This is a genomic window from Streptomyces sp. NPDC059455 (assembly GCF_042750115.1).
Lineage (GTDB): Bacteria > Actinomycetota > Actinomycetes > Streptomycetales > Streptomycetaceae > Streptomyces > Streptomyces endocoffeicus.
The window spans coordinates 40,681-66,435 of sequence record NZ_JBHYVB010000041.1; the positions used below are offsets into that span (position 1 = coordinate 40,681).

Here is a 25,755-nt window from a genome sequence, read left to right on the forward strand (position 1 = left end):
CGGCACAGCCGGGCGCCCGCCCGCAGCGGAAAGGAGCCCCACGTGAACGTGCGCGAGCACCTTGGTGAGGCGCTGGAATTCGAGGAATACGTACGAAATCGGCACGACGCTCTGCTGCGCACTGCCCGGCGCCTGATCGCCGACCCGTTCGACGCTCAGGACCTTCTGCAGACAGCGCTCGCACGAACGTACGGCCGCTGGGATGGCATAGCGGACAAGCAGCTCGCCGACGCCTATCTGCGCCGGACCATGATCAATACTCGGACCGAATGGTGGCGGGCCAGAAAGCTGGAGGAGGTCCCCACTGAGCGGCTGCCGGACACGAGCATCGAGGACGACACCGAGCGGCACGCCGACCGGGCTCTGCTGATGGAGCTCATGAGGGCGCTCTCCCCGAAGCAGCGCAGTGTCGTCCTGCTGCGGTACTGGGAGCAGATGTCCACGGAGGAGACGGCCGCCGCCCTCGGCGTGTCGGCCGGAACGGTCAAAAGCACGCTGCATCGCACACTCGCCCGGCTTCGCGAGGAGCTGGAGCGTCACGTGAGAGACTCGGGCGATGATTATCGAACGTGCGTACGCACACATTGACCCGGGGTCGCACGAGGAGGAGAAGTGGCCCTGGTCCGTGCCGTGTGTGCGGGGGTTGCCGGCGGACGGGCTGCGGTTCACCGCGCCCGTGACGTTTCTCGTCGGGGAGAACGGCTCGGGCAAGTCGACGCTGGTGGAGGCGCTCGCGGAGGGGTTCGGGCTGGACCCGTACGGCGGCTCGCACGACTGGCAATACGCCAGCCACCGCCCCAAGTCGGCGCTGGGTGAGCGGATCCGCTTCGACGCGGCGCCGCGCGGGCGGCGGATGCTGGGCAGTTGGTCGGCGCGCAAGGGGTTCTTCCTGCGCGCCGAGACCGCGTTGGACGCGCTGCACCGGGAGGGTTTCCGCCCGCATTCGGTCAGCCATGGCGAGGGGTTTCTCGCGGCGTTCCGGGGCAAGTTCCTCCAGCCCGGACCGTACGTCATGGACGAGCCGGAGGCGGCGCTCTCCTTCGCCTCCTGCCTTGAACTCATCGGCCACCTCAATGAGTTGGTGAAGAACGGCGGGCAGGTCATCTGCGCGACGCATTCGCCGCTGCTGACCGCGTTGCCCGGTGCGGACATCGTCGAGGTCGGCGAGCACGGGATGCGGCGGGTGGATTGGAACGAGCTGGCACTGGTCGACCACTGGCGCCGTTATCTCGCGGATCCGCGAAGCTATTTGCGGCATGTCCTGGAGTAAGCCCGGAGCGCGTGCCGGGCTGGGGTCGTTTGTCGTCTGCGGCGCCGTTTCGCGCCTTCGGCGCATTGAGTGACTCTGTCGGGAATCTTGAGGACGGCAGTTAACGATCGTGACGTTGCGTCAGGCTCGTTGGAACGTCCCGCCCTCGTTCCCCAGGAGCCCGATGTGTCCCTCCAACCTCACTCCGGAGCCGAGATCCCGCCGCTGACCGCCCGGGTTGCCCGCGCGGCCAACCCCAAGGGCACCACCGCGATGTGGATCCACGACCGCCTCGATGGCCGGCCCCGCCCTCCCACAGCATTCCAGCAGTACCTCGACGCACGCGACTTACCCCGGCCGCTGTGGTGGCGCCAAGGGAAGTGACGCCCATCCTCAAGATTCCCGACAGAGTCTCTCAATGGTCAGGGACAGGGTCGGTGATCGCGCGCGAACGTCTTCGCCGACGCCGGCGGCCTGGAAGATCCGGCCGATCTCGTCATCGAAGTGGACCGCCCGCGGAAGGCTGCAGGGCTTGGGCCAGCGTTCCAGAGCGATGGCATCGTGTCCTGCCCCGCCCAGCGGCAGAGCGAGCATCTGCCCGATGGGGCCGAAGCCGACGATCGCCACATCGTGCACAGGTATGGTCTGAGGTTCTCTGCTCATGGTGTTACCGCGTCTCACTGTGGGTGCCGGTCATGAGCGCGGCGAGGTCTTCGGGGGCGAGAAAAGAGGGCGGGGGCGGCGGGCCCCAGTTGAAGAGACCCTTGGCTCCTTCGAGGACTTCCGGGGTCCACAGCTGGTCGTTGACGACGCAGTCCATGTCGGAGTAGTACTCGCTGAAGTTTCCGGCCGGGTCCTTGAGGTACCAGAAGAAATTGGAACCGGCGTGATGGCGGCCCAGGCCCCAGACATGGCGGTCGGGATGGTCTTCCAGCATGGCGGCGGCACCGCGGCCGACCTCGTCGATGTCGTCGACCTGCCAGGAGGAGTGGTGCAGGAAGGCGACCGGGGCGGCCAGGACCAGGATGTTGTGGTGGTCGGTGGAGCAGCGCAGGAACGCCCCGTGGCCCTTGATGTAGTCCGAGGCCTTGAAGCCGAGGCCGTCGCGGAAGAAGACGGTGGTCGCGTCGAAGTCGGTGGTGCCGAGGACGGCATGGCCGAGCTTGCGGGGGCGGACGCGGTCGGTGCGCAGTACACCGGGGGCGCGCTGGTCGGTGCGGTCAGCGCGTCCGGGCCCGTTGTAGAGGGTGGCTGCGATCGGTTCCTGCAGGAGGCGGGGGGTGACTTCGAGGACGGCGCGGACCCCGGTGGGCTTGTCGTACGCGGTCAGGGTGCTACCCGAAGTGTCGCTGGCCACGCCCAGACGGTGCAGGCGTGATGCGGCGGCGGCCAGATCGTCGCGGGTGTCGGCACCGATGCGCACCTCGATCAGGCGACGGTGGGCGGCGTGCACGACGCGCAGCTGACGGCCCGCGTCCCGCGAGGCGAACCAGCCTTCCTCGCCGGGTTCCAGGCCGAACTCGGTGTAGTACGCGGCTGTCTCGGCCGGGTTGGGGACGCCCATGGTGATGGAGGTGAGGCGGTGCAGTGCCATGAGAGGGACTCCTTTGTCCGTCGGGCCAGCGGGTCAGGCGACGAAGGTTTGGCGCAGTTCGCCGATGCCGTCGATGGTGGACACGAGTTCGTCGCCGGCGGCCAGGAAGCGCTGCGGGTCTCGGCCCAAACCGACGCCGGCTGGGGTGCCGGTGAAGATGACGTCGCCCGGCAGCAGCGTCAGGACTGCGGACAGGCCGGCGATCAGGGCGGGAACCGAGAAGATCAGGTCGCGGGTGCGGCCCTTCTGGACCTCCTCGCCGTTGATGGCGCAGCGCAGTTCGAGGTCGCCGGGGTTGTCGAACTCGTCGGGAGTGACCAGCCACGGGCCGATGGGGGCGAAGCCGGGGAAGGACTTGCCCAGGCTGAACTGGGGGGCGGGGCCGGCCAACTGCACGATGCGCTCGGAGATGTCCTGCCCCACCGTGAGTCCGGCGACGTGGCTCCAGGCGTTGGATTCGGTCACCTTTTGAGCGCGGCTGCCGATGATGGCGACGAGCTCGACCTCCCAGTCGGTGTGCCCGCCCGGGGGCAGGTGCACCTCGGTGACGGGGCCGCTGATGCTGGTGACGTACTTGGTGAACACCGGAGGCAACCCCTCGGGAGTGACGAACCCGGACTCCGCGGCGTGGTCGCGGTAGTTCAGGCCGATCGCCAGCATCTGGCGAGGGGCGGGCGCGGGAGACCCCAGCGTGCTCGCCTCGAAAGGCTTGCCCGCCGGCAGGTCCGCGCCGGCCGCCCAGGAGCAGAACTCGTTCCAGCGCTCGTAGACGGCCTGTGGGTCGGCGGAGAACAGGCCGGCGCTGGCCTGCTCGACATCGACCGCACCGTCCTCGACGATCAAGGCCAGGCGGCCGGAGAGGTTGGCGATACGCATGGAAGCACTCCTGACAGGGAACGGACGACGGTCCTTGCAGCGACCACCGCCGGCACGCGAAGAGCGGGCCGGTGAGCGAACGGACCGGGATGGACGACGAACAGGGAAATCCGCGAGCGTCAGACAGACCCTTGTCCACCAGCCCCGCTCGCCACGGGGCCCGGCCCCTCGCCCGTCGGCATCTCGGTGCTGCTCGCGTCGCTGACGTCCGGTGCCACGGCTCCGAGCAGCCGCTCGGTGGCCCGTGGCCCCGGCACTTGCCCGGCTCAGGCGAGGCGGGGGAACAGTGTCTCGGCGCCTGTGCGGTCGATCGAGGCGCGAGTGGCGGGGTCCGTGTTGTAGGCCTCGAGCTTGCCGGCGAAGCGACCGACGCCGGAGTCGTCGACGTAGGGGAAGTCGGAGCCGAAGTGCACGTGGCCCGGCTTGGCAAAGCTCAGGAGGCTGGGCAGTGCGCTGGGTCCGGCCGACAGCGCGGTGTCGAAATGGAAGCCGCGCAGGCCCTCGCGGACCTCGTCCTCGCTCAGTCCGGAGGCGAACAGCGGGCTGGAGCTGGCGAGTTCGGTGAAGCGGTCGGCGGCATACGGCACAAAACCGCCGGCGTGCGACAGGATCATCGTCAGGTTCGGGTAACGCTCGGGCACGCGGTGCAGAACAAGGTTCAACGCCGCGCGGGTGGTGTCGAGCAGGAAGTCGGCCAGCGCCGCGGTGAGGCCGGGGACGCCTGGTCCAGGCAACTCGGCGGGGTGGATGAAAACCACCAGGCGGCGGCGGTCAAGCTCGGCGAACACCGGCTCGAAGGCCGGATCGCCGAGGTACGTGCCTCGGTGGTTGGCCAGGAGCACCACGCCGTCGGCGTGCAGGTCGTCGTCGGCGTGGGCGATCGCGTCCAGCGCGCCGTCCACGTCGGGCAGCGGGACCGCGGCGAACATCCCGAAGCGGTCGGGACGGTCCTTGACCAGTTCGGCATGCAGGTCGTTGACGCGCGTCACGAGCTCACGGGCGGCGGCGTCGTCGCCGAAGTGTGTACCGGGCGCGGAGAGCGAGAGCACACCGGTCCCGATGGAGTGCGTGTCCATCATCGCGAGCGCGCCCTGCGGGCTCCACGAGGGCAGCACACTCGATGACCAGCTCACCCCGTCCGGCCCGTCCGTGCCCAGGGCGTCGAGGGCGTCGAGGTACACGCGGGGCAGCAGGTGCTGGTGGACGTCGATCCGATTCATGTGGTTCTCCTCCTGGGCGTTGCCCGAGCCGGCAGGGGACTCTCAGACGAGGTCGGTGACGGTGCCCCGGACGCCGAGCAGCGCCTTGCCGTAGACCTCGGTGCTGACCTCGGGATTGACCAGGGCGTGGCGACTGGCCGCCTCGCTGTCGCGCCAGATCCGCTGCAGCGGATTGGACTCGCCGAACGACGCCGCACCGTGGACGGAGCACAGGATGCGGATCGCCTCGCGGGCCTCCGTGATGGCGACACCGGTGTCCATCCGCATCCGGGCGCGGGTGTCGTAGTCCGGGTAGACGCCGGACTCGGCGGCCTCGTCGATCTCGGCCGCGGCCCGGTACGCGTGCAGTTGCGCCGAGTCCACCAGCGAGGCGGCGCGCGCCACGGCGAGCTGCGTTGTCGGCGCCTCGGCCTGGCTCGCGTAGTACGTGTAGGCCAGCGGGCGCCGCATGGCCTTCTCCACCACCAGATCGAGAGCTGCCTGTGCCAGCCCGAGCTGCGGACCGGCGAGCACGAGGGCGGAGACCGGCACGTAGGCCGCCCGGTAGAGGGCCTCGCCGTCGTAGGGGGTGGCGTAGCGGCCCTCGATCGCGTCCGGCGCGGAGTGGAAGCGGTGGGTGGGCACGAACACCGCGCTGGCGTGCAGGGTGTTCGACGAGGTCCCGCGCATTCCGGTGACGAACCAGGTGTCCTCGATCGTCAGCTCCGCCATCGGCACGAGCACGATGCCGGTGGCGTCCTGCGTGCCCTCGGCGTCGGGACGGGAGACCCCGAGTAGCGCCCACGAGGCGTGAGCGGAGCCGGAGGCCGGGCTCCAGCGCCCGCTGACGACAAAGCCGCCCTCGACCGGGCGTGCGGTGCCGGTGGGGGCCAGCACGCCGGCGACGTGCGTGTCGAGGTCAGCCGTTCCGCCGCCCCAGACCTCCTCCTGAGCCTGGGCGGGGAACTGACCCACGTACCAGTCGCAGACATTGAGCAGGGTGGTCACCCACGCCGTCGAGCCGCAGGCCCGCGCGACCTCACGGGAGACCTCCAGACTCGTGCGGGTGTCCGTCTGCAGGCCGCCGAAGCGCGCGGGCCGCAGGATCGAGAGCAGACCGGACTTGGTGAGGCCGGCCACGTTGTCCACGGGCACGTCGCGCTCCCGGTCGGCCTGTTCGGCGTGGCCGGAGAGCAGGGGCAGCAGCTGCGCGGCGCGCTCGACGAGGTCGGCCCGCAGCTCGCGCGCGGCATCGGTGGTGTTCGGACGATCCAGGATGATGCTCATCGTTGTCTCCTGCGTGTGGTCGTGGCGTCTGTTGTGACTCGTGGCGTCTGTTGTGGTCGCGAGTCGGCGGGGTCAGCTTGTTGATTGCGAGGCACGAGTGTGTGAGGCCGGCTCAGCCGGGATGCCGCAGCGCACGAAGGCCCGGAACCCTCCAGCGACGCCTTGGTGGCCGGTGGCCGCTCCGCCGATGGCTCGCTTGGCGTCACGAGCGAGCACCTCGTCGCCTCGCTGGCAGCTCAGTCGTCCGGGTCGCCACGATCACCCCCCTTCGGTTGACGACCCGGGATCGCGATGTCAGATGTCCCACCAGGCGAAGGAGTGGGTGGGCACGTGTATGCCGCGGGGGCGCGGTCGAGGCGGGCCAATCGGCCGCGGTGGAAGATCAGGGGTTCGCGGCGCCTGCTGGCAGCGGACAGACACCGCACCCGGCCCACCACCGCCGTGTGGTCGCCCGCGGGGAAGTCGTCCTCGACGTCGCACTCGATCCAGGCCGCCGCTCCGCCGAGGCGCGGCCCGGCGTGGTCGGCCGGCTCCCAGTCGCCGACGGCGAAACGGTCCGCCGTCTGGCTGGCGAACGCCGCGCACACCTGCTGCTGGTCCTCGGCCAGTACGTTCACGCAGAAGCGCCCCGAGCGGATGATCCCCTCTGCGCTGGCCGACTGCCGACCGCAGTAGAAAACCACGAGAGGCGGTTCGAGGGAGACGGAGGTGAAGCTGCCCACCGTGACGCCCACCGGGCCCTGCGGTGTGGTGGCGGTCACCACGCACACTGAGGTCGGCACGTGGCCGAGTACGCCGCGTAGCACGGCGGTGTCGGTTGCGGGGGCGGGCGTCTCCGTTGCGGGAAGGGCGGATGCGGACACAGCGACCTCCAGGGGAGCGGGAGCCGGGCGATGCGCCGTGTGCGTTTGCTCGCGAGCGTCAGCGGCGCGGGTCTCGGCCCAGTGAATCCACGGTTGCCCGCGCCTGCCATTGGCTCGGCGCCCAAGTCACGCGCGCGATCCTGGGCCCCCGGGCCAAGATGCCTCCGAACTGGTCCGGCGGCCCAAACAGCGGGACGAACTCTGCGGTCCGGGACATACGACAGTGACACCCGCCCGGCGTGGAATCGCGGCAGCGACCCTTGCCACGAGAGACGCCGCCGCTTGCGCCGCGAACCGCCGGAGGACCCCATGACGACGAGCCCCACGAGCACGGCCGACCCGCAGACGACCGCCGCGCCCACCACCCCCGCATCGGCGTTGACGGAGAGTGCCGCGGCGCTGGTGCCCTTGCTGCGGGAGAACGCCGCTCGCACCGAGGCGGACCGCAGGGTGGCCGAGGAGAATATCGCCGCCCTGTCCGAGGCCGGGCTGTTCCGGCTGACCGTGCCTCGGCGGCTTGGCGGTCACGAGGCGGACTTCAGGACCTTCCTGGAGGTCACCTCCGAGCTCGCTCGCGGATGCGGCTCCACGGCGTGGGTGGCGACCCTGATCAATGTGTGCAACTGGATGGTCGGGCTCTACCCCGAGCGGACCCAGCAGGAGGTGTGGGGCGGTAACCCGGACGCGCGGGTGTGCGGAGTGCTCGCTCCCAGCGCCACCAGCCAGGCGGTCGAGGGTGGGCTCGTCGTCACCGGACGCTGGGGCTACGCCTCGGGCAGTCTGCATTCCCGGTGGGCGTGCCTCGGCATCCCCGTCGTCGACGTCTCCGGGGACCAGACCGACCAGGGCTTTGCCCTCATCGCAATGGACGAGCTGACGATCGAGGACACCTGGCACGTGGCCGGCATGCGGGGCACGGGCAGCAACACCCTCGTCGCTGACGAGGTGTTCGTGCCCGCGCACCGCATCATGTCGGTGACCCAGGCCGTGGAGGGCACCTGCCCGACCGAGCACAAGGACGAGGCGCTGTACCGCTCGGCGCTCGTCCCGGTGCTCGCTCTGGTGCTGCCGGCCCGCAGGTGGGCCTGGCCCAGGCCGGGATGGACGTGGTCACCGCTTCTCTCGCCCAAGGACGGGGCATCGCGTACACCTTCTACGGGCGCGCCAGGGAGGCCCCGTCAACGCAGATCCAGCTGGTCGAGGCGGCCCAGCTGATCGACACCGCCCGCCTGCACCTGATGCGCGCCGCCGACGACATCGACAGCCGGGCGGCCCGCGGCGAGCACATGCCGTTCGAGACGCGGGCCCGGGTGCGCATGGACACCGGATATGTGGCGCGCCGCTCCCGTGAGGCACTCGACCTGCTCCTGAGCATTCAGGGCGCCGGCAGCTTCGCCGAGGCCAATCCGCTGCAGCGGATCTGGCGGGACCAGGAGACGGGCAGCCGGCACGCGGTGGTCAACCCGGCCATCGCCGGCGAGTTGTACGGGCGAGCGCTCCTGCACATCGAGGAGCAGGTCACGTTCCTGATCTGAGCGGCTGGTCAGGCACGGTCGTCCGGAACGGGCAGGCGCGGCTGGAGCACGGTCAGGCGGGCGCGTCCGTTCCCTGCGGCCGGAGCACGGCAGGGCCCAGCGTCTGCGCGGCCTCCAGGGCCGTCATCAGTTCGGGCAACCGGACCGCCAGGTCGTGCCCGAGCACTTCCTGAGCGCGCTTGACCCGATAGGTGACGGTATTGCGCGCCACGTGCAACTGCGCGGCGGCGACCCTCAGGCTGCGCTCGTTGCGCAGATACATGCGCAGCGTCCGCCGCAGTCGGTCCGCGTGCTGGTCGTCCGCCGCCAGTTCCCGCAACTCGTCGCGCACGAAGCGTCGCAGCGCGGGCAGGTCGGCGGAGATCAGGGCCGCCAGCTCAACGTCCGGGTAGTCCACGACGGGGCCCGTACCGGCGGGGTTGAGGTGCGCGATCCGGGCGGCGTGCTCGGCGTCCTCGTGCGACTGGCGGAATCCCGGCAGTGCCTGACGTACGGAACCGCAGGCGATGCGGAAGCCGTCCGGGTACCCGGCCGTGGCGGGCTTCCTCGTGGAGGCCGAGGCGCCCGGATCTCCCCACGCCCACACGGTCGTACGGCCCATGGGCAGCACCAGGGTCGACGTGCAGCCGCGCTGGTGCAGCAGTTCGGCCGCCGCTCGCTGGAGGTCATCGGTGACGTCCGGGGCCGGGTTGTCGCACCAGGCGATGACGGCGAGGTGATGGCCCTCCAGCCGGTAGGTGAGCAGTTCGCTCGCGGCTTCCAGCTTCACCGGTCGGCCGTCGAGGATCGAGCGCACAGTCTCCTCGCGGGCCGCGGCGCCACTGGTGACCCAGCGGTCGTGCTCGGAGAGGTACTCGGCGGTCATCCGGGAGGAGAACGTGTCCACGAAGTCGAAGAGCAGCTCGGAGACACGGCGGAACTGCTCCGCGCGTGCGGACGGCGGAGCAAATTCCTGGCACGCGTTCATCAGGGCGTGCGTCAGGGCCGCGTGTGCGACGCGAATGCCGCGCAGGACCTTGTCCAGGCCGAGGCGTCGCCGGGCGAACTCACGGTCTCCCAGCAGGGACTCCTCCGGGACTGTCCGGTCGGCCACTGGATCCGCCTCGGGGTCGGCCAGCAGGAGCAGCGCGTGCAGCGTCGCGGCCTCGGCACCCATCCGGAGCGTATCGAAGGGCCCTGCTCCGCCTCCCAGTTCGGGGACTTCGCGGATCACGACCCGGGCGAGCTCGTCGCTAAGCGCGACAGCCCACGCCACGGGCTCGGCGCCGAGGCGATCCGTGGCCTCGGCGATGCTCTGCGCCGAGCTGGCCGGGGCGGGCCGCGTGTCCGCGCGGTCGGCGGTGAGCCGGTAAATCCACTCGGAGGCCGAGGACGCCTGGTGAGCCGTCATAACGCCGTCCTTGCCGTCGTGAGAGCGCAGGTGCCGCCTTGCCACCGCCTACTGCCCCCGCGCTCCGGCACGTACGGCGTCACCGGCCACACACCGTAACAGTTGACGTGCTCCCTGGCCTAAAGTCCAGGGATTCCGGCCTGGGTCGTCTGACCCTTCCGGGGGCTTCCTGCTTCAACGCGCTGTGCGGGCACGTGTGCCCGTCTTACCGGCACTCCACAGGCGGTTAGCGTCTCCACCCGTCCGGTGGCGACGATTCGGCGTCCTTCGAAGAGGACGTTACGTGCTGCGTTGTGGTCGCGGTCGTGCACGGCGTGGCATGCGCCGCACGTCCATTGAGACCCGTGCATCGTGAAATGTGCAGGGTGAGGTGGGCTGGTGTGCGGGCGAGTTGCCTTGCTCGTGCTGGTCGGCGGCGGGTGTCCATGGTGAAGATCGTCTGCTCTGTGGGCTGAAGTGGTTCTCGGGGCGGCAGGTGGGGGCGCGAGACGGCGCCGCACCCAACCGAGCGCAGCTAGAGGCGGATCCGGGCCCAGACCGTTTTGCCGACGATGCGCTCCCGGACGCCCCACGCCTCGGCGAGGGCATCCACGATCGCCAGGCCGCGTCCGGACTCGTCGTCCGGTGTGGGGTCCGCCAGGGCGGGGTGCCCCTCGCGGGGGTCGGACACCTCGACCCCGACCATTTTTTCTGCGTCGTATGCGATACGCACCTCGAAGTACCGCCCCGGTACGCGTCCATGGCGGATGGCGTTGGTCGCCAGCTCGGAGACGACGAGCAGGACGAGGGCCGCCGAGCTCCGGTCCAGGCCCCAGGCGCGGAGAGCGACATCTGCGGCGCGGCGGGCGTGGGGGACGGATGGGGGGACGGGCGTAAACCTCTGCTTCCAGCCATGGAGTGGATTTACGTCGTGACTTTCCGCGTTCATATCTCCACTGTCAGTGCAGGCGGCTACCTTCACCAGTAACAGAGCGTCGACTGCGGCGACCGACAACTCTGGTCGAACGCAGGTTGATTGGCGTTGAGAGTTGTTGAGGGGGTGGCCCGCGTGGCCCAGTCGAAGAAGAAGGACTCCGCTCCGCCGACCGTGCAGTACTTCGCCGCTGTCCTGCGGCTTCTGCGGGAACGGGCGGGGCTGACCCAGGACGAGTTGGGTGCGCTGATGAACTACACCGGGTCGGCGGTGAGCGCCGTGGAGACATGCGCGAAGCCGCCGACCGACGAGTTCATCGACGCGGCCGAGAAGGCACTGGACGCGGGCGGGTTGCTGCGGTCTGCGATCAAGTATCTGAAGCTTGAGCGGTATCCGGCTCACTTCCAGGGTTTCGTCCAGCTGGAGCAGGAAGCGCTGAGTGTGTCGTCGTACTGCACGCACCTGATCGACGGTCTGCTCCAGACCAAGGAGTACGCCCGCGCGCTGTTCGACTACGCATTCCCGCCGGTCGACGACGAGGAGGTGGAACGGCTGGTTGCGGCCCGTATGGACCGCAAGGCGCTCCTTGATCGCAAGCCGGTAGCAGTGGTGAGCGTCGTCCTCGAAGAGGCGGCGTTGCGCCGATTGGTCGGCGGGCCAGAGATCGTGCGCCCGCAGTATGAACACCTCATCGAATGCGCTGTCCGGCCCAATGTCGTCGTCCAAGTCATGCCGATGAACCGCGCCGGACACGCCGGACTCCCCGGCCCGATGAAACTGATCGAGACCCCGGAGGAGACGCCACTCGTCTATCTGGAAGGCCAGGGCAAGAGCATCCTGGTGTCGAAGCCGGACGAGGTTGGGGTCCTCGCCCGGCGCTATGCCATGATCAGGTCTCAGGCTCTCGGGCCGGAGGAATCCGTAACGTTCATCGAGCAGTTGATGGGTGAGCTATGAGCAGACTCGTGTGGTTCAAGAGCAGCTACAGCGACAACACCGGCGGCGATTGCGTCGAGGTCGCGACCGCCCCCACCACCGTCCACATACGGGACTCCAAGAACCCCGACGGCCCCCACCTCCGCATACCCGCCACCGCCTGGGCCGACTTCCTGGCCTTCGCCGCCCGCTGAGCCGGGCCGCTACCGGGTGTCCGGCGGATCTTTCCCCTCCCCGCCCCTTCCCGATACCAGGGGCTCCGCCCCTGGACCCCGGGGCCCGGGGCGGAACCCCGAACCGGGACCTGGGGCAAAGCCCCGAACCAGGACCCGGAACAGAACCCCAATCCGGGGCCCGGGGCGGAACCCCGAACCAGGACCCAGGGCGAACCCCGAACCGAGCCCCGGGGCAAAGCCCCGATCCGGGGCCCGGAACAGAGCCCCGATCCGGAGCCCGGGGCGGAGCCCCGAACCAAGACCCGGGGCGGAGCCCCGAACCGGAGCCCGGGGCGCAACCCCGAACCAGGACCCAGGGCGGAGCCCCGAACCGGAGCCCGGGGCGCAACCCCGAACCAGGCCCCGGAACAGAGCCCCGATCCGGGGCCCGGAACAGAGCCCCGAACCAGGCCCCGGAACAGAGCCCCGAACCAGGGCCCGGGGCAGAGCCCCGATGCGGGGGCTGGGGCGGAGCCCCAGTTTCGGGAAGGGGCGGGGAGGGGAGCAGCCCGCCGCAAGCGCCAAGCCCTACGCCCGGCCGTGGGCCCGCTGCGCCCGGCGCGACAGGGTGTCGATCACGACGGCCAGCAGCAGCACCCCGCCAGTGATCATGAACTGGACGGCGGTCTGGATGTCCATGAGGGCCACGCCCGAGGCGATCGACTGGATGACGAGCACACCCAGCAGGGCGGACCACGTGCTGCCGCGGCCGCCGAAGAGGCTCGTGCCGCCGATGACGGCCGCGGCGATGGCGTTCATCAGCAGGTCGGTGGAGACCGACGTCTGGCTGACCGAGTTGATCCGGGAGGCCAGGAAGAGACCGCCGATGGCGGCCATCGTGCTCGACATCATGAACGCGGAGGTGCGCACCCAGGCCACGTTGATCCCGGCGCGGCGGGCCGCTTCGACGCCGCCGCCCAGGGCGAAGATCATCCGGCCGTAGGCCGTGCGGCGCAGGACGTAGTCGAGGATGACGAGGACGACCACGAAGATCAGGAGGGCGAGCGGCAGGCCCTGGAACTGGTTGAGGACATACGCGGCGGCGAAGGCGAGCACCGCGAGCACGCCCGTGCGGACGGCGATCCAGACCGGGGGGCGGGTGGGCACTCCGGCGGCGCGGCGGCGCTGGACATCGCGCCAGGCGGTGAGGAAGTACCCGGCGGTGCCGACCGCCGCCAGGGCGTAGGCGGCGGCGACATCGGAGAAGTAGTAGTTGGTGAGCTGGGCGACCAGGCCCTGATCGTCGAGGTTGATGGTGCCGTACGCGCCCATGATGGCGAGCATCAAGCCGTACCACCCCAGCAGTCCGGCGAGGGTGACCACGAACGCGGGGACGCCGACCACGGCCGTGAAGAAGCCGTGGACGAAGCCGACCGCCGTACCGCAGAGGGCGCCCAGGATGATGGCGGGTGGTTCGGGCATGCCGAAGTTGACGTTCAACACGGCGAACAGGGCGGAGGCCAGGCCGCTCACCGAACCCACCGACAGATCGATCTCGCCGACCAGCAGCACGAAGATCACGCCGACCGCGATCATGCCGGTGCCGACGATGTCCACGCTGAGGTTGGAGAGGTTGCGCGGGGAGAGGAAGTGCGGGTTGAGGACCTGGAAGGTGATCCAGATCGCGAGCAGCCCGAGCAGGACCGGGACGCCGCCGAACGCGCCGCCGCCCAGTCTGCGCCCGAACGCGTCAGTAAAGCGTTCCGCGCTACGGGCGCTGGATCCGCCGGGGATGCTCACAGCTCCCCCTCCCGCGCCACGCGCCGCGTGACCGCGTTGTCGGACGCGCCGGTGATGGAGGAGACGATCTGCTCCTGGGAGGTGGTGGTGACGTCGAAGAACCCGTTGTTGCGGCCCAGGCGCAGCACCGCGACCCAGTCCGCGACGGCCTTGACGTCGCCCAGGTTGTGGCTGATCAGCAGCACCCCGAGCCCGCGGTCACGGAGCCGTTCCACCAGGTCGAGGACCTGGGCGGTCTGCTCGATGCCGAGGGCGGCGGTGGGCTCGTCCAGCATCACCAGGCTCGGTGCGCCGAGCAGCGCCCGGGAGATGGCGACGGTCTGCCGCTGGCCTCCGGAGAGGGCCGCGACGGGCCTGCGGACGTCGGGGATGCGGATGGAGAGGGTGGCCAGCAGATCGCGGGTGCGGCGCTCCATCTCGACCTCGTCCAGGACACCGATCCGGGTGATCTCGCGGCCGAGGAAGAGATTGCCGACGACGTCGAGGTTGTCGCAGAGCGCGAGGTCCTGGTAGACGGTGGCGATCCCCAGGTGCTGGGCGTCGTACGGACGGCTGATGTGGATGGGGCGGCCCTGCCATTCGAGGGTGCCCGTGTCGGCCGGTTCGACGCCCGCGATCACCTTGACCAGGGTGGACTTCCCCGCGCCGTTGTCGCCCACCAGGGCGATGACCTCACCGGCGTGGATCTCCAGCTCGACGTCCCTGAGCGCCTGGACCGCGCCGAAGCGCTTGAAGACGCCACTCAGCGCCAGCAGGGGCGGGGTCGACGGTCGGGCCATCCGCGCCTCCCTTCATTCCGCGTCGTGCGATTCATTTCGCGTCGTGCCATTCATTTGGCGTCGTGCGATGAGCCGTTCGAGTCGATGAGCCCGGCTCTGCGGCAGTCATCCACGTACTTCTTGGTGCATATCTGATCGACGCGATACAGACCGTCCTTGATGACGGTGCTCTTGATGTTGTGCACGGTCACCGCCAGCGGCTCGAGCAGCACCGCGGGGATGCCACGGGTGGTGGAGTTGTTGACCCGCTGCGTCGCGATCCCGTTGAGCGATCTGCCGCGCCCCAGCGCGATGGCCATCTCCGCGGCGGTGTACGCCTCGGGCTTGAACGGCTTGTAGACGGTCATGTACTGCTCGCCCGCGAGGATCCGCTGAATGCCCGCGACCTCGGCGTCCTGGCCGGTGACCGGGGGGATCGGATGGATCCGGGCCGCCTTGATGGCGGTGATGACACCCGAGGCCAGGCCGTCGTTGGCGGCGAGGACGCCGTGGATGCCGTAGGGGCCCAGGGCGGCGATGGCGGCGGACATGTTGCGGTTGGCGTTCTCCGGGCGCCAGCCGACGGTCTCGTAGGACTTGGCGATCTTGACCTTGCCCTGGAGGACGGACCGCGCTCCCCGTTCGAACCAGCCCGCGTTGGGATCGGTCGACGAGCCGTTCATCATGACGATCTGGCGGTTCGCGGGATGCGGTCCCAGCGCCCTCAGCAGCGCCTCGCCCTGGAGCTTGCCGACCCTTCCGCCGTCGAAGGAGACATAGCCGGAGATGGGCCCTTCGGCCAGACGGTCGTAGGCGACGACCGGGACACCGGCGCGGCGGGCCTGGATCACGGAGTGGCGGACGGCCTTGGTGTCGACCGCGTCCAGGATGAGGACATCGACCCCGTTCGTGATCATGGCGTCGATCTGGCTGCGCTGGGAGACCGGATCGTGCTGGGCGCTGGAGTAGCTCACCGTGCAGCTCGAGCAGAGCTGCCTGACCCGCTGCTGGATCAGGGGTGCGTCGAAGCGCTCGAAACGGACGATCTCGTTCTCCGGGAGCAGCAGGCCGATCCGCAGCGGCCCGTGGTGGGTCCCGGCCGCGCCGACCGTCGCGCCGACCTGGGCCGCCTTGCCGCAGGCGGCGAGGGATACGGCCAGGACCAGGCCGACCGCGACGGCGACGGCCGCTCGGAGGCGGTCCCGCGTACGGGAACGCGTACGGGAACGCGTCGGGGGGTGCGCCCGGGAGCGCGTACGGGCGTGGATCATCGCCGAGCGCGTACGGGAACGGCTCGCCGCCCAGCGCGTACGGGAACGGCTCATCGCCTCGCCCTCCTCCTTCTCGGCCCCCTCCTCCCCGTGGCCCCCTCGTCCCCCTCCGTCCGTTCCCCGGGTCCCGCGTCGGACGGCTCCTCCGGGAGCTCCGCCGGGAGCTCCGCCGACGGCGAGGGCCCTTCCGGGGGTCCGTCCCGGGGCTCCTCCCGCGGGGACGACAAGCTGATCTCGCCCCAGACCTGCTTGCCCCCGCTCAGCGGCACCGAGCCCCAGGTCTGCGACATCGCCTCGATCAGCAGCAGCCCCCGCCCGCCGGTGGCCTCCCAGTCCACGGTCGCCGGTTTGACGGGGGTACGCGGCGAGGGGTCGTTCACCGCGATCCGCAGCCGGTCCGCGGTCAGCGTCAGATTCAGCCGCACCTCGCCCCGGGTGTGCACCAGGGCGTTGGTGACCAGCTCGGAGGTGACCAGCAGGGCCACGTCCAGCTCGTCCTCCAGCCCCCAGTTGCGCAGGGTGCGCGCGGTGAAGCGGCGGGCGTGCATCACGGCGTCGGGCAGCCGCCACACCGTCCAGCTCGCCCGGATGGGCCGCACCCGCATCCCGTCGTAGCGCAGCAACAACAGCGCCACGTCGTCTTCCCGGCGGCTGTCCCCGCCGAGCAGCGCGTCCGCCACCCCGCCGGGGTCGGACGGGTCGGCGCGGGCCAGCGCCTGGCAGGCCCGGCGCACCCCGTCGTCCAGGTCGAGCCGGGCGGACTCGACCAGGCCGTCGGTGACCAGCGCGATCAGGGTGCCGGCGGACAGCCCGGCCGCGGTCATCGGGAACTCGGCGTCCGCGACCACGCCCAGCGGCGGGCCGCCCTCGACGTCGAGCTCCGCGGTGGTGCCGTCCGGGTGGCGCAGCAGCGGCTGGATGTGTCCGGCCCGGACGAACCACGCCTCACCCTCCTCCATGTCGAGGTCGGCGTAGCAGCAGGTCGCGAAGAGGTCGGTCTCCATGCCGACGAGGAGACGGTTGGCGTGCGCCACGACCACATCGGGCGGGTGGCCCTCCACCGCGTAGGCCCGGATGGCGGTGCGCATCTGGCCCATGATCGTGGCGGCCGCGGCGCTGTGGCCCTGCACATCGCCGATGACCAGCGCCACATGGCCGTCGGGCAGCGGGATGACGTCGTACCAGTCGCCGCCCACCTCCAGGCCCATCGTCGCGGGCAGATAGCGGGTGACGGCCACCCCGCCGGGCAGCTCCGGCAGCTTCCGGGGCAGCAGGCTGCGCTGGAGCATGGTGGCCAGCTCGTGCTCGGCGTCCAGGGCGTGGGCGCGCACCAGGGCCTGGCCCACCAGACCGGCGGTCGCGGTCAGCAGCGAACGCTCCTCCGGGCCGAACTCATGCCGCCGCTCCCAGCCGATCAGGCAGACGCCGACGATCCGGCCGTCCGCCGGGAGCGGGAGGACGGCGAGGCCGCCGGGGCCGATACCGGCGAGCCCGGGTTCGAGACCGGCGCCCTCGGGCCAGAGGCTGACCTGCCCCTCCCGCAGCGCCTCCGCCAGCGTGGGCAGGGCATGGCTGGGCGGCTCGGGCCATTCGGAGCGCCAGGCGGCCCGCCACACCTCGGGCCAGGCGGCGGGTTCGGCGGGGGCGAGGACGCCGACCACCAGCTGATCGGCCTGGAGTTCGGCGACCGCGAGCCGGCCCGCCCCCAGCGGATCGCGCAGCGCGCCGACCACGGCCCGGCCCACGTCGCGGACGGTGGTGGCCCCGGCCAGGGCGGCGGACAGCCGCTGCACCAGGGACACCTCGTCGGCGCTCGGCCGCAGGTACGAGGTCTCCGCGATCACGCCGAGCATGCGCCAGGGCGTGCCGTCCGCCCCCGTCTCGACCCGGGCACGCAGGCCCAGCCAGCGCAGCTCCCCGTTCGGCCGGCGGATCCGGAACTCCAGCTGTGCGGTGCCGGAGGTCAGCAGGTCGGGCTCCAGGACCGACATCAGGGCGGGGATGTCGTCCGGGACGGCCACTGCCAGCAGGGTCTCCACCCGTCCGTCGAAGTCCTCCCCGGGGATGCCGAAGAGGTGGAGCACCTGGGTGTCGGCGGTCATCCGCCCGCTGTCGAGGTGCAGGACGAACGAGCCGACCCGCAGCCGGTCCAGGGTCAGGCCGGGCAGCTCGGGGCTCCGCTGGGTGAGCGCCTGCGGCCCGGCCGCCTCGACCCCGGCGGCCACGTGGTGGGCGTAGAGCTCGATGAAGCCGCGGCGGTCGGCGTCGATCCCGTCGGGCACCTCGTCCACCACCACCAGACACCCCAGCCCCTTGCCGTCCCCGCCGAGCGGCAGCGCCCCGAGCGAGACGCCGGGCGTGGTGGGGGTTTCGGGCGTGGTGGGCCCGATGGGGCCGTAGGCGGCGAGTTCGGTGGGGGTCAGCCACAGGGGGCATCCGGCGCGGAAGGCGTCGGCGACGGGCGAGCGCCCGGACAGGGGGTAGCGGGCCGGCAGCGCGTACGACCGTCCGGCACCGCGCACCGTCTCGGCCAACCGCAGCTCGACACCCTCCGCGTCCAGCACATAGACAGCCACCAACGCGGTCCCCGTGAACGTCAGCACATGCCCGGTCACAGCACGCCTGCACCGCCTCCGTGCGTGGACCGCCGGTCTCGTGGGCGTACCCGGGCCCTTGATCGGCCTCCGCGCGGCGACCGGTCACGACCACCGGCGGGGCCTTCGCTGCCGCGCCCCCTCGAAAGGGTTGGCGCCTCTCCTCAAAGCATGGCACAGCGGGGTGAACCAGGCCATCTCCCCTCGGGGGCGACGGTGCTCGACGCGGCTCAACGCGGCGTGACGCGGCTTGACGGTGCTCGACGGCGATCGACGGTGCGGGAGACTGGGCGGCATGGTGCGGCTGCGGGTGGTCACGACGGACGACTGGCCGCTGTGGCGGGACGTCCGCCGGGCCGCGCTGGCCGAGGCGCCGCACGCCTTCAAGTCCCGGCTCGCCGACTGGCACCGCGGCGGCGAGGAGCGGTGGCGCGCCCGGCTGGAGATGCCGGACGCCTACCACGTCGTGGCCCTGCTGGACGGCCGGGCGGCCGGGATGGCGAGCGGCATGCCGGGGGACGGGGGCGGGGACGGGGACGGGCGGCCGCCGGAGCTGAGGTCGGTCTGGGTCAGCCCCGAGGCACGCGGCCACGGCGTCGGCGGCCGGCTGATCGCGGCGGTCGAGACCTGGGCCCTGCGGACGGGCGCCACGGCGCTTCGACTGGCGGTGATTCCGGGCAACGCACCGGCGATCGCTCTCTACGAGCGGCATGGTTTCGCCGCCACCCGGGAGCCGGGGGATCTGCTGGCCGACGGCGTGACCAGGGAGCTGGTCATGGTGAAGGCGCTGCGGCGGAGTTGACCCAACCCACCACGCTCCGCACCACAATCGTGAATTCTGTTCATTGATATGGACACGCCATCGACTCTGCCTTACCTTGACTCTTGGTCTAGACCATGATCCAACAAGGGAACGGAACAGACCGGAGGTGGGCCCATATGCCCGCATTACGCACCAGACACACCAGACGCTCCCCCAGCTTCAGGACGGCTCTGGCGCTCGCCGCGCTCGCCGGAGTCCTGTCGGCGGGAGTCGCGTCCGGGGGGACGGCCGCGGCGAAGGAGGCCGCGGCGTCACCGACCGATGGATGGACGCAGACGTCGTTCACATACTCGATGCACAAGCCGTGGAATCTCGACCTGAGCGAGCGCTACAGCTACAACTCGAGCACGAAGACCCACACCATGTGGGTCAACTCCACCGATGAGCCGCTCGAAGAGGGCAGCGACACCGATCCGCGCACCGAAATGCGGTGGAAGCAGGAGTACTCCTCGGGGAAGCACATGTGGGACGCCGATGTGTATGTGCCGTCCGGGACGAACGGCGCGGACATCATGCAGATCCTGCGGGGCAAGCACCCCAGCGGAACACCGGCCACCGACATCATGCTGCGGGCGTCCAGCGCGAACGGCGGGACGCTCAAGCGCTATACGGATTCCGTCATCAAGACCGGTATCTACAACACCTGGTGGAACCTGAAGGTGGCCCATGACGCGGACACCGGAAAGATCCAGGTCTACGCCGACGACAAGCTGGTGCTGACGGTCGACGACCGGGGACCGGCGACGCGCTACTTCAAGAACGGCGTCTATCACCACGGCAGTGGCCGGGCCGAGGCCCGGTTCCGCAACATCCGCTATTGGGTCAAGTAGAGGAGTGGAACCGTGCCGAGGAAACACCGTGTGATCGCCGGGATGTCCGCCGCCTGCGGACTGCTGCTGGCGGCGCCGGGCGTCGCGCACGCCGAGGTCGAACCGGGCGGCTGGTCGTCCGAGTCCCCGGGGTTCAAGGTGCAGGAGCGGGGGTGCGGAGAGGTCGACAACCTCACCTTCAAGCTCACCTGCTCCACCGCGAGCGGGGACCAGCGGGCCGAGCGGCGCTATGACACCTACACCGGCGGGACCCATCAGTTCGAGGGCTACTTCCGGGTCACCAGCATGGGCGGCACCCGGATCAGCCTGAAGCAGACGTTCAACGACACCGACGGCGACGCCGGTCCGTACTTCATGCTCGCGGTCGAGCGCGGCGGGCGGCTGTACGCCGTGCACGGCGGGGACACCCTGTCCAACGCGGGGACGGTCGGGGCCACGGTGCGCGTCAACACGGTGCACCAGGTGGGCAAGGAGCACCGTACGTACATCAACGGCTCGCTCAAGCACACCGTGGACAGCCCCGGCGGCAGCTTCTACGACAAGTTCGGGGCGTACCGCACCGGCAGCGGCAACGGCCCGGCCACCGTGGAGTGGAGCAACGTGAAGTTCTGGCGCAAGTGAGCGGCTCGGTACGCGGCCTGGCGGCGGCGGTTCTCGTCGCCGCCGGGCTTTCCGGAATCAGCGGGTGTGCGGCGTCCACGGAAGCGACGCCGGAAGCCGCGAACGCCCCGAAAGCCTCCGGCGAGGCCCGGACCGGGACCGTGCTCAGCGTCACCCAGGTCTCCCCCGTCGACGCCGAGCTGAGCTGGCGCGGGAAGGCGCCGGGCGCCGCGGGGCGGATCGTGGAGTTCGCGACCGAGCCCAGCGGACCCTGGACGGTCCTCACCTACGCCCCGCTCGGTCAGACCACCTACCGGCACCCGGACCTGATCCCGAAGACCCACTTCTACTACCGGGTGCGGCCGTACTACGGACCCGCGTCCCGGCCGGTCGACGTCACCCTGCCCAAGGGGGCGTTCACCAAGGCGGAGCAGCGCCAGGAGCACAGATGGGCGCCGCCGCGCACCATCCGGCGGGCCGGGGTGCGCACCAGCCCCGTCCGGCGGCCCTCGGCCACCCCGACCGATCTGCGCGCGACCGTCATGCACGCCAACGGCATCCGGTTCACCTGGACCGACCACGCCGAAGGCGAGCGGGGCTATCTGCTGGAGGACCGGCCCCGGGGCGGCGGCTCCTTCCACCCCGTCGCCGTGCTCGACCCGGACATCAACTCCTTCGGGCTGATCACCCTGCCGAACGAGAAGCGGGCCTCCTACCGGGTCCGGCCCTTCACCTACGGCGAGCGGTCCAACATCGCCCGGATGACCACCGGCGAGCGGCCCGCCGGGCGCGGCTGAGCGCGGTCACCTCAATGCCCGGTGCTCCCGGTGCTCCCGGTGCTCCCGGTGGCCTCGGTGGCCTCGGTGGCCTCGGGGTCCACCGGGGACGGGGCGAGCACCTCCGGCAGCGGGGTGTGCCGCGCCCCGGCGATGAGGACGTCGAAGCCCCAGGCCAGCCGGTCCTGGGGGGACCCGGACAGCAGCCGCGGGCCGAGCGCGGCGATATGCGGATGGGTCCGCGGTGAGACGTCCCGCACCACCGTGGCGAGCGCCTGCCAGTCCGCCTCGCTCTGCGGGGTGTCGCCGGGGGCCCGGTGGGCGTGCTCGGCCGCGGTCGCGGTGGCGAACTGGAGCAGCAGATCGAGCAGCCACGCGGCCCGGTCGAGCTCGAGCCCGCCCTCGTCCAGCAGCGCCAGCAGCGCCTCCACCAGCTTCAGATAGTGCTTGCCGAAGGGGCGCGCCACCAGGGCGGACTGGGCGAGACCGGGGTGCTCGAACAGCACCGAGGTGTACGAGGTGAGGATCCGCACCAGCCGGTCGCGCCACTCTCCGTCCGCCGTCGCCGGGCTCAGGTCGACGGCGCCGAGGAGCTCGTCCAGGACGGCCGCGTGCAACTCGGCCATGTTGCGGACGTAGACGTAGAGCGAGGCCGGCCCGGTGTCCAGCTCCTTGGCCAGGCGGCGCATCGTCACCCGCTCCAGGCCCTCGGCACGCATGAGGTCGACCGTGGTGGCGATGATGCCTTCCCGGGTCAGGGCCGGTTTCGCCGGACGTTCCCGGCGGCTCCGCGGGGCGGTGGGGTGCGCTGTCATGGCGCCATCGTACCGGGCGAAGAACGCGTTCGTCACAAACGCGTTTGCCACGAACGCGTTCGTCGCCCTACGCTCCTCCCATCCACGGCGCACCCGCGCCGAGCCAGGGAGGCCCAGGGAGGCATCCATCGCCATGTCCATCGCCATGTCCACCGCCATGTCCACACAACGCCGTATCGCCATCGTCGGAGCGGGGCCGGGAGGGCTGACGCTGGCGCGCGTCCTGCACGTCCACGGCATCCCCTCGACCGTCTACGAGCTGGACGCGTCGGCGACGGCACGCGACCAGGGCGGCACGCTGGACCTGGACAAGGAGTCCGGCCAGCGGGCGCTGCGGCACGCCGGGCTGCTCGAGGAGTTCCGGCCGCTGAGCCGCCCCGAGGGCGGGGAGCTGCGGCTGCTCGACAAGGAAGCCGACGTCGGCTTCCGCATCCCCCCGCCGCAGGACGGTGACGGCAACGACCGTCCCGAAATCGACCGCAGGGTGCTGAAGGAACTGCTGCTGGGGTCGCTGCCGGAGGGGACCGTCCGCTGGGGTCAGAAGGTGCGGGCGGTCGCCATCGGCGCGGCGGGGCGGCCCACGCTCACCCTGGCCGACGGCACGACCGTCGCGGCGGATGTGCTGGTCGGCGCGGACGGGGCATGGTCCAGGGTCCGGCCCCTGCTGTCCGACGCCGATCCCGTCTACACCGGGGTGTCATTCGTCGACGGCCTCCTGAACGACGTGGACACCCGGCACCCGGCCGTCGCCGAACTCGTGGGCCGGGGCTCGATGTTCGCCCTCGCGGACGAGAAGGGGCTGTTCGCCCAGCGCAACGGCGGCGGCCGGATCCGCGTCTACATCGCGGTCAAGTCGCCGGAGGAGTGGAGCCGTTCGGGCCTCATCGACCCGGCGGACCCGGCCGCGACCAGGAAGCGGCTGCTGGACCTCTTCCCCGACTGGGACGAGGGGCTGCGCGCGCTGATCGCCGACAACGACGGCCCGCTCGTCCCCCGGCCCATCCACGCCCTGCCCACCGGCCACCGCTGGGACCGCGTGCCCGGCATCACGCTCCTGGGCGACGCCGCCCACCTGATGTCCCCCTTCGCCGGGGCGGGCGCCAACCTCGCCATGCTCGACGGCGCGGAACTCGCCCTCGCCCTGGCCGCCCACGACGACCTGGAGACGGCTCTGAACGCCTACGAGACAGCCATGTTCCCGCGCGCCGAGGCGGCGGCCACGCAATCGGCCGACCACCTCGTCGACTTCTTCCAACCGGACGCGCTGCGGATCCTGCGGGACACCTTCACCACGATGACCGCCGGAGGTGCGGACCGATGACCACGCCCACCGAATTCACCGAACTCACCGAACTCACCGGATCCACTGTTGAGCCCTACCCCGGTCTGCCCCTGACGGTGCGGGACGTGGGCGCGGGCCGCCCCGTGCTCGTCCTGCACGGCGGCGCCGGACCCGCCGGCGTGAGCGGCGTGGTGGACCACTTCGCCACCACCTCCCGAGTGCTGGCGCCGACCCACCCGGGCTGGGAGGACACCCCTCGGCCCGAGTGGTTCGCGGGCGTGGACGACCTCGTCGAGACGTATCTGGATCTGCTGGACGACCGCGATCTGCGCGATGTCCTGGTCCTCGGCAGCTCCTTCGGCGGCTGGATCGCCGCGGAGATGGCCGTGCGCGACCGGGGCCGCCGCATCGGCGGGCTGGTCATCATGGGCGCGTTCGGGCCGCGGGTCGAGGGGCACGAGGTGCGGTTCCCCACGGCTCCGCCCGGCCCGCCGCCCGGTACGGGTCCCGGGCCCGGCCAGGGCCCCGGACCCGGGGAAAGCTCCGGACCCAGGGAAAGCTCCGGACCCAGGGAAAGCTCCGGACCCGGGGAAGGCTCCGGCGCCTCCGCGCCGCGCCGGGGGCCCTCGCCCGCCGCCCTCCAGGCACTGGCGGCCTACGCCGGGCCGACGAAGTCCGACCCGAAGCTGCTGCACCGGCTCGCCCGGGTGACGGTGCCCGCCCTCGCGGTGTGGGGCGAGAACGACACCGTCGTCCCGCCCGACTACGGTCGGGCGTACGCCGCCGCCATCCCCGGGGCGCGCTTCGAGCTGATCCCGGGCGCGGGCCACCTCCCCACCCGGGAGGCCCCGGAGGCCACGTTCGCCGCGATCGACGCGTTCCTGGGCGCCGCCGGGCGGTAACGGCCACATCTCAGCCGGCGCGCCCCAGCTCCTTGCGGAAGAGCTCCAGCACGTTGCCGCCGAGGATCTTCTCGATGTCCCCCTCCGGAAGGCCCCTCCGGACCAGCGCCTCGGTCACCAGAGGCAGTCCGCGGGGGCCTTCGAGGCCGGGGACCACCAGCCGGGCGTACTCGACGTCCTCGCAGCAGGGCGGGGTGGTGTCCGCGCTGACCTCCTTGATGAAGTCCGGCCCCAGACCCACATGGCCGACGCCGATCACCTCGGCGATGTGGACGATGTGATCGGCCAGCCGGTCCACCGTGCGGTCGGCCGGGGCGGTGGCCAGGAACTCGCCGAGGAAGTTCACGCACACCGTGCCGCCGGTGGCCGCGATCCCGCGCAGCTGGTCGTCGGTGAGGTTGCGATGGTGGTCCAGCAGCGCGCGGGCGGAGGAGTGGGTGGCCAACACGGGGCGAGTGGCCAGCTCCAGCACATGGGCCACCCCGGAGGCGCCGAGATGGGAAACGTCGAAGAGGATGCCCAGACGCTCCATCTCCGTCAGCGCCCGGACCCCGGCCTCGGTGAGCCGGCTCCCGGTGGCGTCCTCACCGCTGCCGTCGGCCAGGGCGGTACGCCCCCAGTGGGCGAGCGAGGCGATACGCACCCCGAGGCGGTGGAGGGTCGGGAGGAGCTCCACGTTGGCGTCCAGCCCGGGGGCGCTCTCCAGCGCCAGCACCAGGGCGATCCGGCCGTCGGCGAGCGCGGCGTCGATGTCGTCGCCGTCCAGACACAGCCGCACCTCGTCGGCGTTGCCCTCGGCGAGGGTGTGGGCGCACTCGATCATCCGCAGCGTCTCGCGCAGCGCGCCCTCGGGCCGGAACTGGTCGTCGATGAAGACCGGGAGCACCTGGAGATCCACCCCGCCCTCGCGCAGCTGTGGCAGCCAGCGCTCGCGGAAGTAGCCCGCCCAGCGGTGCGGCGGGCGGGCGGTGACGGCGATCAGCAGGTCATTGTGGGCGTCGGCGACGACGGCGCGCTGGTGGAGTGCACGGCTCATACGGCTCATACGGACGGCGGTGGCCTTTCGTGGGACCGGGACCGGGACCCCGGGCGCCGGGGTTGGCGGCGGTCATCGTGACGTACGGGCCGCCCGCCGGTCCACGGATTTTCGCCCATCGGACGGGGATCGCTCCCGCGCGGACGCCGCGGACGGTGCGGCCCCGATGGACTGGTCTCGAGGCTTTCCCTTCCCCGCCCCTTCCCGAAACTGGGGCTCCGCCCCAGACCCCGGGCAGGGGCTCTGCCCCAGGCGCCAGGTAGGAGCTCCG

Annotated in this window: 27 protein-coding genes; 13 read left to right on the forward strand and 14 right to left on the reverse strand. The window is 71.2% G+C overall.

The window, feature by feature from the left end; all coding sequences use genetic code 11:
* Window positions 1-48: 48 nt before the first annotated feature.
* The 3 genes from ACFXB5_RS17230 to ACFXB5_RS17240 all read left to right on the forward strand — a co-directional run bounded on the left by ACFXB5_RS17230 (window position 49) and on the right by ACFXB5_RS17240 (window position 1,633).
* Window positions 49-588 (forward strand): SigE family RNA polymerase sigma factor, encoded by a 540-nt coding sequence (locus tag ACFXB5_RS17230; RefSeq protein WP_385208348.1) that lies wholly within the window; start codon window positions 49-51, stop codon window positions 586-588.
* Window positions 557-1,270, forward strand: a complete 714-nt coding sequence (locus ACFXB5_RS17235) for an AAA family ATPase (protein ID WP_385208277.1) — start codon at window positions 557-559, stop codon at window positions 1,268-1,270. The genes ACFXB5_RS17230 and ACFXB5_RS17235 overlap by 32 nt, the downstream gene beginning before the upstream one ends.
* A 165-nt stretch (window positions 1,271-1,435) precedes the next feature.
* Window positions 1,436-1,633: a hypothetical protein gene (locus ACFXB5_RS17240; RefSeq protein ID WP_385208280.1), complete on the forward strand. Its 198-nt coding sequence runs from the start codon at window positions 1,436-1,438 to the stop codon at window positions 1,631-1,633.
* Between the two features lie 9 nt (window positions 1,634-1,642).
* Here the strand turns inward: ACFXB5_RS17240 and ACFXB5_RS17245 are convergent, their stop codons facing one another.
* The 6 genes from ACFXB5_RS17245 to ACFXB5_RS17270 form a co-directional block, all read right to left on the reverse strand.
* Window positions 1,643-1,912 carry an FAD-dependent monooxygenase gene (locus tag ACFXB5_RS17245; RefSeq protein ID WP_385208283.1) on the reverse strand — a complete coding sequence of 90 codons (270 nt, stop codon included), beginning with the start codon at window positions 1,910-1,912 and terminating at the stop codon, window positions 1,643-1,645.
* A 4-nt stretch (window positions 1,913-1,916) separates the two neighbouring features.
* A complete protein-coding gene (locus ACFXB5_RS17250; protein ID WP_385208286.1) occupies window positions 1,917-2,843 on the reverse strand; it encodes a VOC family protein in 927 nt (308 codons plus the stop codon).
* Between the two features lie 33 nt (window positions 2,844-2,876).
* Window positions 2,877-3,719, reverse strand: a complete 843-nt coding sequence (locus tag ACFXB5_RS17255; protein ID WP_385208289.1) for a fumarylacetoacetate hydrolase family protein — start codon at window positions 3,717-3,719, stop codon at window positions 2,877-2,879.
* 266 nt (window positions 3,720-3,985) lie between these two features.
* On the reverse strand, window positions 3,986-4,939 hold the full coding sequence (locus ACFXB5_RS17260) for an amidohydrolase family protein (protein ID WP_385208292.1): 954 nt from the start codon (window positions 4,937-4,939) through the stop codon (window positions 3,986-3,988).
* Window positions 4,940-4,981: 42 nt separating this feature from the next.
* On the reverse strand, window positions 4,982-6,205 hold the full coding sequence (locus ACFXB5_RS17265) for an acyl-CoA dehydrogenase family protein (RefSeq protein ID WP_385208295.1): 1,224 nt from the start codon (window positions 6,203-6,205) through the stop codon (window positions 4,982-4,984).
* 236 nt (window positions 6,206-6,441) lie between these two features.
* Window positions 6,442-6,987, reverse strand: coding sequence for a flavin reductase family protein (locus ACFXB5_RS17270; RefSeq protein ID WP_385208298.1), 546 nt, complete (start codon window positions 6,985-6,987; stop codon window positions 6,442-6,444).
* Between the two features lie 390 nt (window positions 6,988-7,377).
* Here ACFXB5_RS17270 and ACFXB5_RS17275 point away from each other — a divergent pair, with 390 nt between their 5' ends.
* Window positions 7,378-8,283: an acyl-CoA dehydrogenase family protein gene (locus ACFXB5_RS17275; protein ID WP_385208301.1), complete on the forward strand. Its 906-nt coding sequence runs from the start codon at window positions 7,378-7,380 to the stop codon at window positions 8,281-8,283.
* Complete coding sequence (locus tag ACFXB5_RS17280) at window positions 8,169-8,603, forward strand: acyl-CoA dehydrogenase family protein (protein WP_385208303.1); 435 nt, start codon at window positions 8,169-8,171, stop codon at window positions 8,601-8,603. Before ACFXB5_RS17275 ends, ACFXB5_RS17280 begins: the two co-directional genes overlap by 115 nt.
* A 52-nt stretch (window positions 8,604-8,655) precedes the next feature.
* Here ACFXB5_RS17280 and ACFXB5_RS17285 read toward each other — a convergent pair whose 3' ends face one another.
* The gene (locus tag ACFXB5_RS17285; RefSeq protein ID WP_385208306.1) at window positions 8,656-9,993 is read right to left on the reverse strand and encodes a PucR family transcriptional regulator; all 1,338 of its coding nucleotides are present in this window, start codon (window positions 9,991-9,993) and stop codon (window positions 8,656-8,658) included.
* 514 nt (window positions 9,994-10,507) lie between these two features.
* Entirely contained in the window at window positions 10,508-10,921 is a 414-nt protein-coding gene (locus ACFXB5_RS17290) for an ATP-binding protein (RefSeq protein WP_201852939.1), read from the reverse strand.
* A gap of 120 nt (window positions 10,922-11,041) precedes the next feature.
* Here ACFXB5_RS17290 and ACFXB5_RS17295 point away from each other — a divergent pair, with 120 nt between their 5' ends.
* A complete protein-coding gene (locus ACFXB5_RS17295) occupies window positions 11,042-11,863 on the forward strand; it encodes a Scr1 family TA system antitoxin-like transcriptional regulator (RefSeq protein ID WP_385208309.1) in 822 nt (273 codons plus the stop codon).
* Entirely contained in the window at window positions 11,860-12,036 is a 177-nt protein-coding gene (locus tag ACFXB5_RS17300) for a DUF397 domain-containing protein (RefSeq protein WP_385208312.1), read from the forward strand. The genes ACFXB5_RS17295 and ACFXB5_RS17300 overlap by 4 nt, the downstream gene beginning before the upstream one ends.
* A 549-nt stretch (window positions 12,037-12,585) precedes the next feature.
* On the opposite strand, the gene ACFXB5_RS17305 is transcribed toward ACFXB5_RS17300, so the two are convergent.
* From ACFXB5_RS17305 to ACFXB5_RS17320, 4 genes are read right to left on the reverse strand one after another with little or no spacing between them, the layout of a single operon-like run.
* Window positions 12,586-13,797 carry a sugar ABC transporter permease gene (locus ACFXB5_RS17305; RefSeq protein ID WP_385208314.1) on the reverse strand — a complete coding sequence of 404 codons (1,212 nt, stop codon included), beginning with the start codon at window positions 13,795-13,797 and terminating at the stop codon, window positions 12,586-12,588.
* Window positions 13,794-14,576: an ATP-binding cassette domain-containing protein gene (locus tag ACFXB5_RS17310; RefSeq protein WP_385208317.1), complete on the reverse strand. Its 783-nt coding sequence runs from the start codon at window positions 14,574-14,576 to the stop codon at window positions 13,794-13,796. The genes ACFXB5_RS17305 and ACFXB5_RS17310 overlap by 4 nt, the downstream gene beginning before the upstream one ends.
* Window positions 14,577-14,626: 50 nt before the next feature.
* The gene (locus ACFXB5_RS17315) at window positions 14,627-15,880 is read right to left on the reverse strand and encodes a sugar ABC transporter substrate-binding protein (RefSeq protein ID WP_385208320.1); all 1,254 of its coding nucleotides are present in this window, start codon (window positions 15,878-15,880) and stop codon (window positions 14,627-14,629) included.
* Entirely contained in the window at window positions 15,877-18,441 is a 2,565-nt protein-coding gene (locus ACFXB5_RS17320; protein WP_385208323.1) for a SpoIIE family protein phosphatase, read from the reverse strand. Before ACFXB5_RS17320 ends, ACFXB5_RS17315 begins: the two co-directional genes overlap by 4 nt.
* 274 nt (window positions 18,442-18,715) lie before the next feature.
* Here ACFXB5_RS17320 and ACFXB5_RS17325 point away from each other — a divergent pair, with 274 nt between their 5' ends.
* The 4 genes from ACFXB5_RS17325 (at window position 18,716) to ACFXB5_RS17340 (ending at window position 21,470) form a co-directional block, all read left to right on the forward strand.
* Window positions 18,716-19,222 carry a GNAT family N-acetyltransferase gene (locus tag ACFXB5_RS17325; RefSeq protein ID WP_385208325.1) on the forward strand — a complete coding sequence of 169 codons (507 nt, stop codon included), beginning with the start codon at window positions 18,716-18,718 and terminating at the stop codon, window positions 19,220-19,222.
* 137 nt (window positions 19,223-19,359) lie between these two features.
* Window positions 19,360-20,073 (forward strand): cinnamyl alcohol dehydrogenase, encoded by a 714-nt coding sequence (locus ACFXB5_RS17330; protein WP_385208327.1) that lies wholly within the window; start codon window positions 19,360-19,362, stop codon window positions 20,071-20,073.
* 12 nt (window positions 20,074-20,085) lie between these two features.
* Complete coding sequence (locus tag ACFXB5_RS17335; protein WP_385208330.1) at window positions 20,086-20,694, forward strand: hypothetical protein; 609 nt, start codon at window positions 20,086-20,088, stop codon at window positions 20,692-20,694.
* Complete coding sequence (locus tag ACFXB5_RS17340; RefSeq protein WP_385208332.1) at window positions 20,691-21,470, forward strand: fibronectin type III domain-containing protein; 780 nt, start codon at window positions 20,691-20,693, stop codon at window positions 21,468-21,470. The genes ACFXB5_RS17335 and ACFXB5_RS17340 overlap by 4 nt, the downstream gene beginning before the upstream one ends.
* 11 nt (window positions 21,471-21,481) lie before the next feature.
* Here ACFXB5_RS17340 and ACFXB5_RS17345 read toward each other — a convergent pair whose 3' ends face one another.
* The gene (locus ACFXB5_RS17345; RefSeq protein ID WP_385208334.1) at window positions 21,482-22,264 is read right to left on the reverse strand and encodes a TetR/AcrR family transcriptional regulator; all 783 of its coding nucleotides are present in this window, start codon (window positions 22,262-22,264) and stop codon (window positions 21,482-21,484) included.
* 133 nt (window positions 22,265-22,397) lie between these two features.
* On the opposite strand from ACFXB5_RS17345, the gene ACFXB5_RS17350 reads away from it, so the two are divergent.
* Window positions 22,398-23,585: an FAD-dependent oxidoreductase gene (locus tag ACFXB5_RS17350; RefSeq protein WP_385208337.1), complete on the forward strand. Its 1,188-nt coding sequence runs from the start codon at window positions 22,398-22,400 to the stop codon at window positions 23,583-23,585.
* Entirely contained in the window at window positions 23,582-24,448 is an 867-nt protein-coding gene (locus tag ACFXB5_RS17355; RefSeq protein WP_385208340.1) for an alpha/beta fold hydrolase, read from the forward strand. Before ACFXB5_RS17350 ends, ACFXB5_RS17355 begins: the two co-directional genes overlap by 4 nt.
* Window positions 24,449-24,458: 10 nt before the next feature.
* Here ACFXB5_RS17355 and ACFXB5_RS17360 read toward each other — a convergent pair whose 3' ends face one another.
* On the reverse strand, window positions 24,459-25,484 hold the full coding sequence (locus ACFXB5_RS17360) for a dipeptidase (protein ID WP_385208343.1): 1,026 nt from the start codon (window positions 25,482-25,484) through the stop codon (window positions 24,459-24,461).
* Window positions 25,485-25,755: the final 271 nt, after the last annotated feature.

Bases quoted from the DNA above. Each gene is read 5' to 3' on its own strand.
- ACFXB5_RS17260 (WP_385208292.1), bottom strand. From the start codon at position 4,939: ATGAATCGGATCGACGTCCACCAGCACCTGCTGCCCCGCGTGTACCTC.
- ACFXB5_RS17250 (WP_385208286.1), bottom strand. From the start codon at position 2,843: ATGGCACTGCACCGCCTCACCTCCATCACCATGGGCGTCCCCAACCCG.
- ACFXB5_RS17245 (WP_385208283.1), bottom strand. From the start codon at position 1,912: ATGAGCAGAGAACCTCAGACCATACCTGTGCACGATGTGGCGATCGTC.
- ACFXB5_RS17300 (WP_385208312.1), top strand. From the start codon at position 11,860: ATGAGCAGACTCGTGTGGTTCAAGAGCAGCTACAGCGACAACACCGGC.
- ACFXB5_RS17275 (WP_385208301.1), top strand. From the start codon at position 7,378: ATGACGACGAGCCCCACGAGCACGGCCGACCCGCAGACGACCGCCGCG.
- ACFXB5_RS17310 (WP_385208317.1), bottom strand. From the start codon at position 14,576: ATGGCCCGACCGTCGACCCCGCCCCTGCTGGCGCTGAGTGGCGTCTTC.
- ACFXB5_RS17330 (WP_385208327.1), top strand. From the start codon at position 19,360: ATGCCCGCATTACGCACCAGACACACCAGACGCTCCCCCAGCTTCAGG.
- ACFXB5_RS17345 (WP_385208334.1), bottom strand. From the start codon at position 22,264: ATGACAGCGCACCCCACCGCCCCGCGGAGCCGCCGGGAACGTCCGGCG.
- ACFXB5_RS17265 (WP_385208295.1), bottom strand. From the start codon at position 6,205: ATGAGCATCATCCTGGATCGTCCGAACACCACCGATGCCGCGCGCGAG.
- ACFXB5_RS17235 (WP_385208277.1), top strand. From the start codon at position 557: ATGATTATCGAACGTGCGTACGCACACATTGACCCGGGGTCGCACGAG.
- ACFXB5_RS17350 (WP_385208337.1), top strand. From the start codon at position 22,398: ATGTCCATCGCCATGTCCACCGCCATGTCCACACAACGCCGTATCGCC.
- ACFXB5_RS17290 (WP_201852939.1), bottom strand. From the start codon at position 10,921: ATGAACGCGGAAAGTCACGACGTAAATCCACTCCATGGCTGGAAGCAG.
- ACFXB5_RS17255 (WP_385208289.1), bottom strand. From the start codon at position 3,719: ATGCGTATCGCCAACCTCTCCGGCCGCCTGGCCTTGATCGTCGAGGAC.
- ACFXB5_RS17280 (WP_385208303.1), top strand. From the start codon at position 8,169: ATGGACGTGGTCACCGCTTCTCTCGCCCAAGGACGGGGCATCGCGTAC.
- ACFXB5_RS17360 (WP_385208343.1), bottom strand. From the start codon at position 25,484: ATGAGCCGTGCACTCCACCAGCGCGCCGTCGTCGCCGACGCCCACAAT.
- ACFXB5_RS17355 (WP_385208340.1), top strand. From the start codon at position 23,582: ATGACCACGCCCACCGAATTCACCGAACTCACCGAACTCACCGGATCC.
- ACFXB5_RS17285 (WP_385208306.1), bottom strand. From the start codon at position 9,993: ATGACGGCTCACCAGGCGTCCTCGGCCTCCGAGTGGATTTACCGGCTC.
- ACFXB5_RS17325 (WP_385208325.1), top strand. From the start codon at position 18,716: ATGGTGCGGCTGCGGGTGGTCACGACGGACGACTGGCCGCTGTGGCGG.
- ACFXB5_RS17315 (WP_385208320.1), bottom strand. From the start codon at position 15,880: ATGAGCCGTTCCCGTACGCGCTGGGCGGCGAGCCGTTCCCGTACGCGC.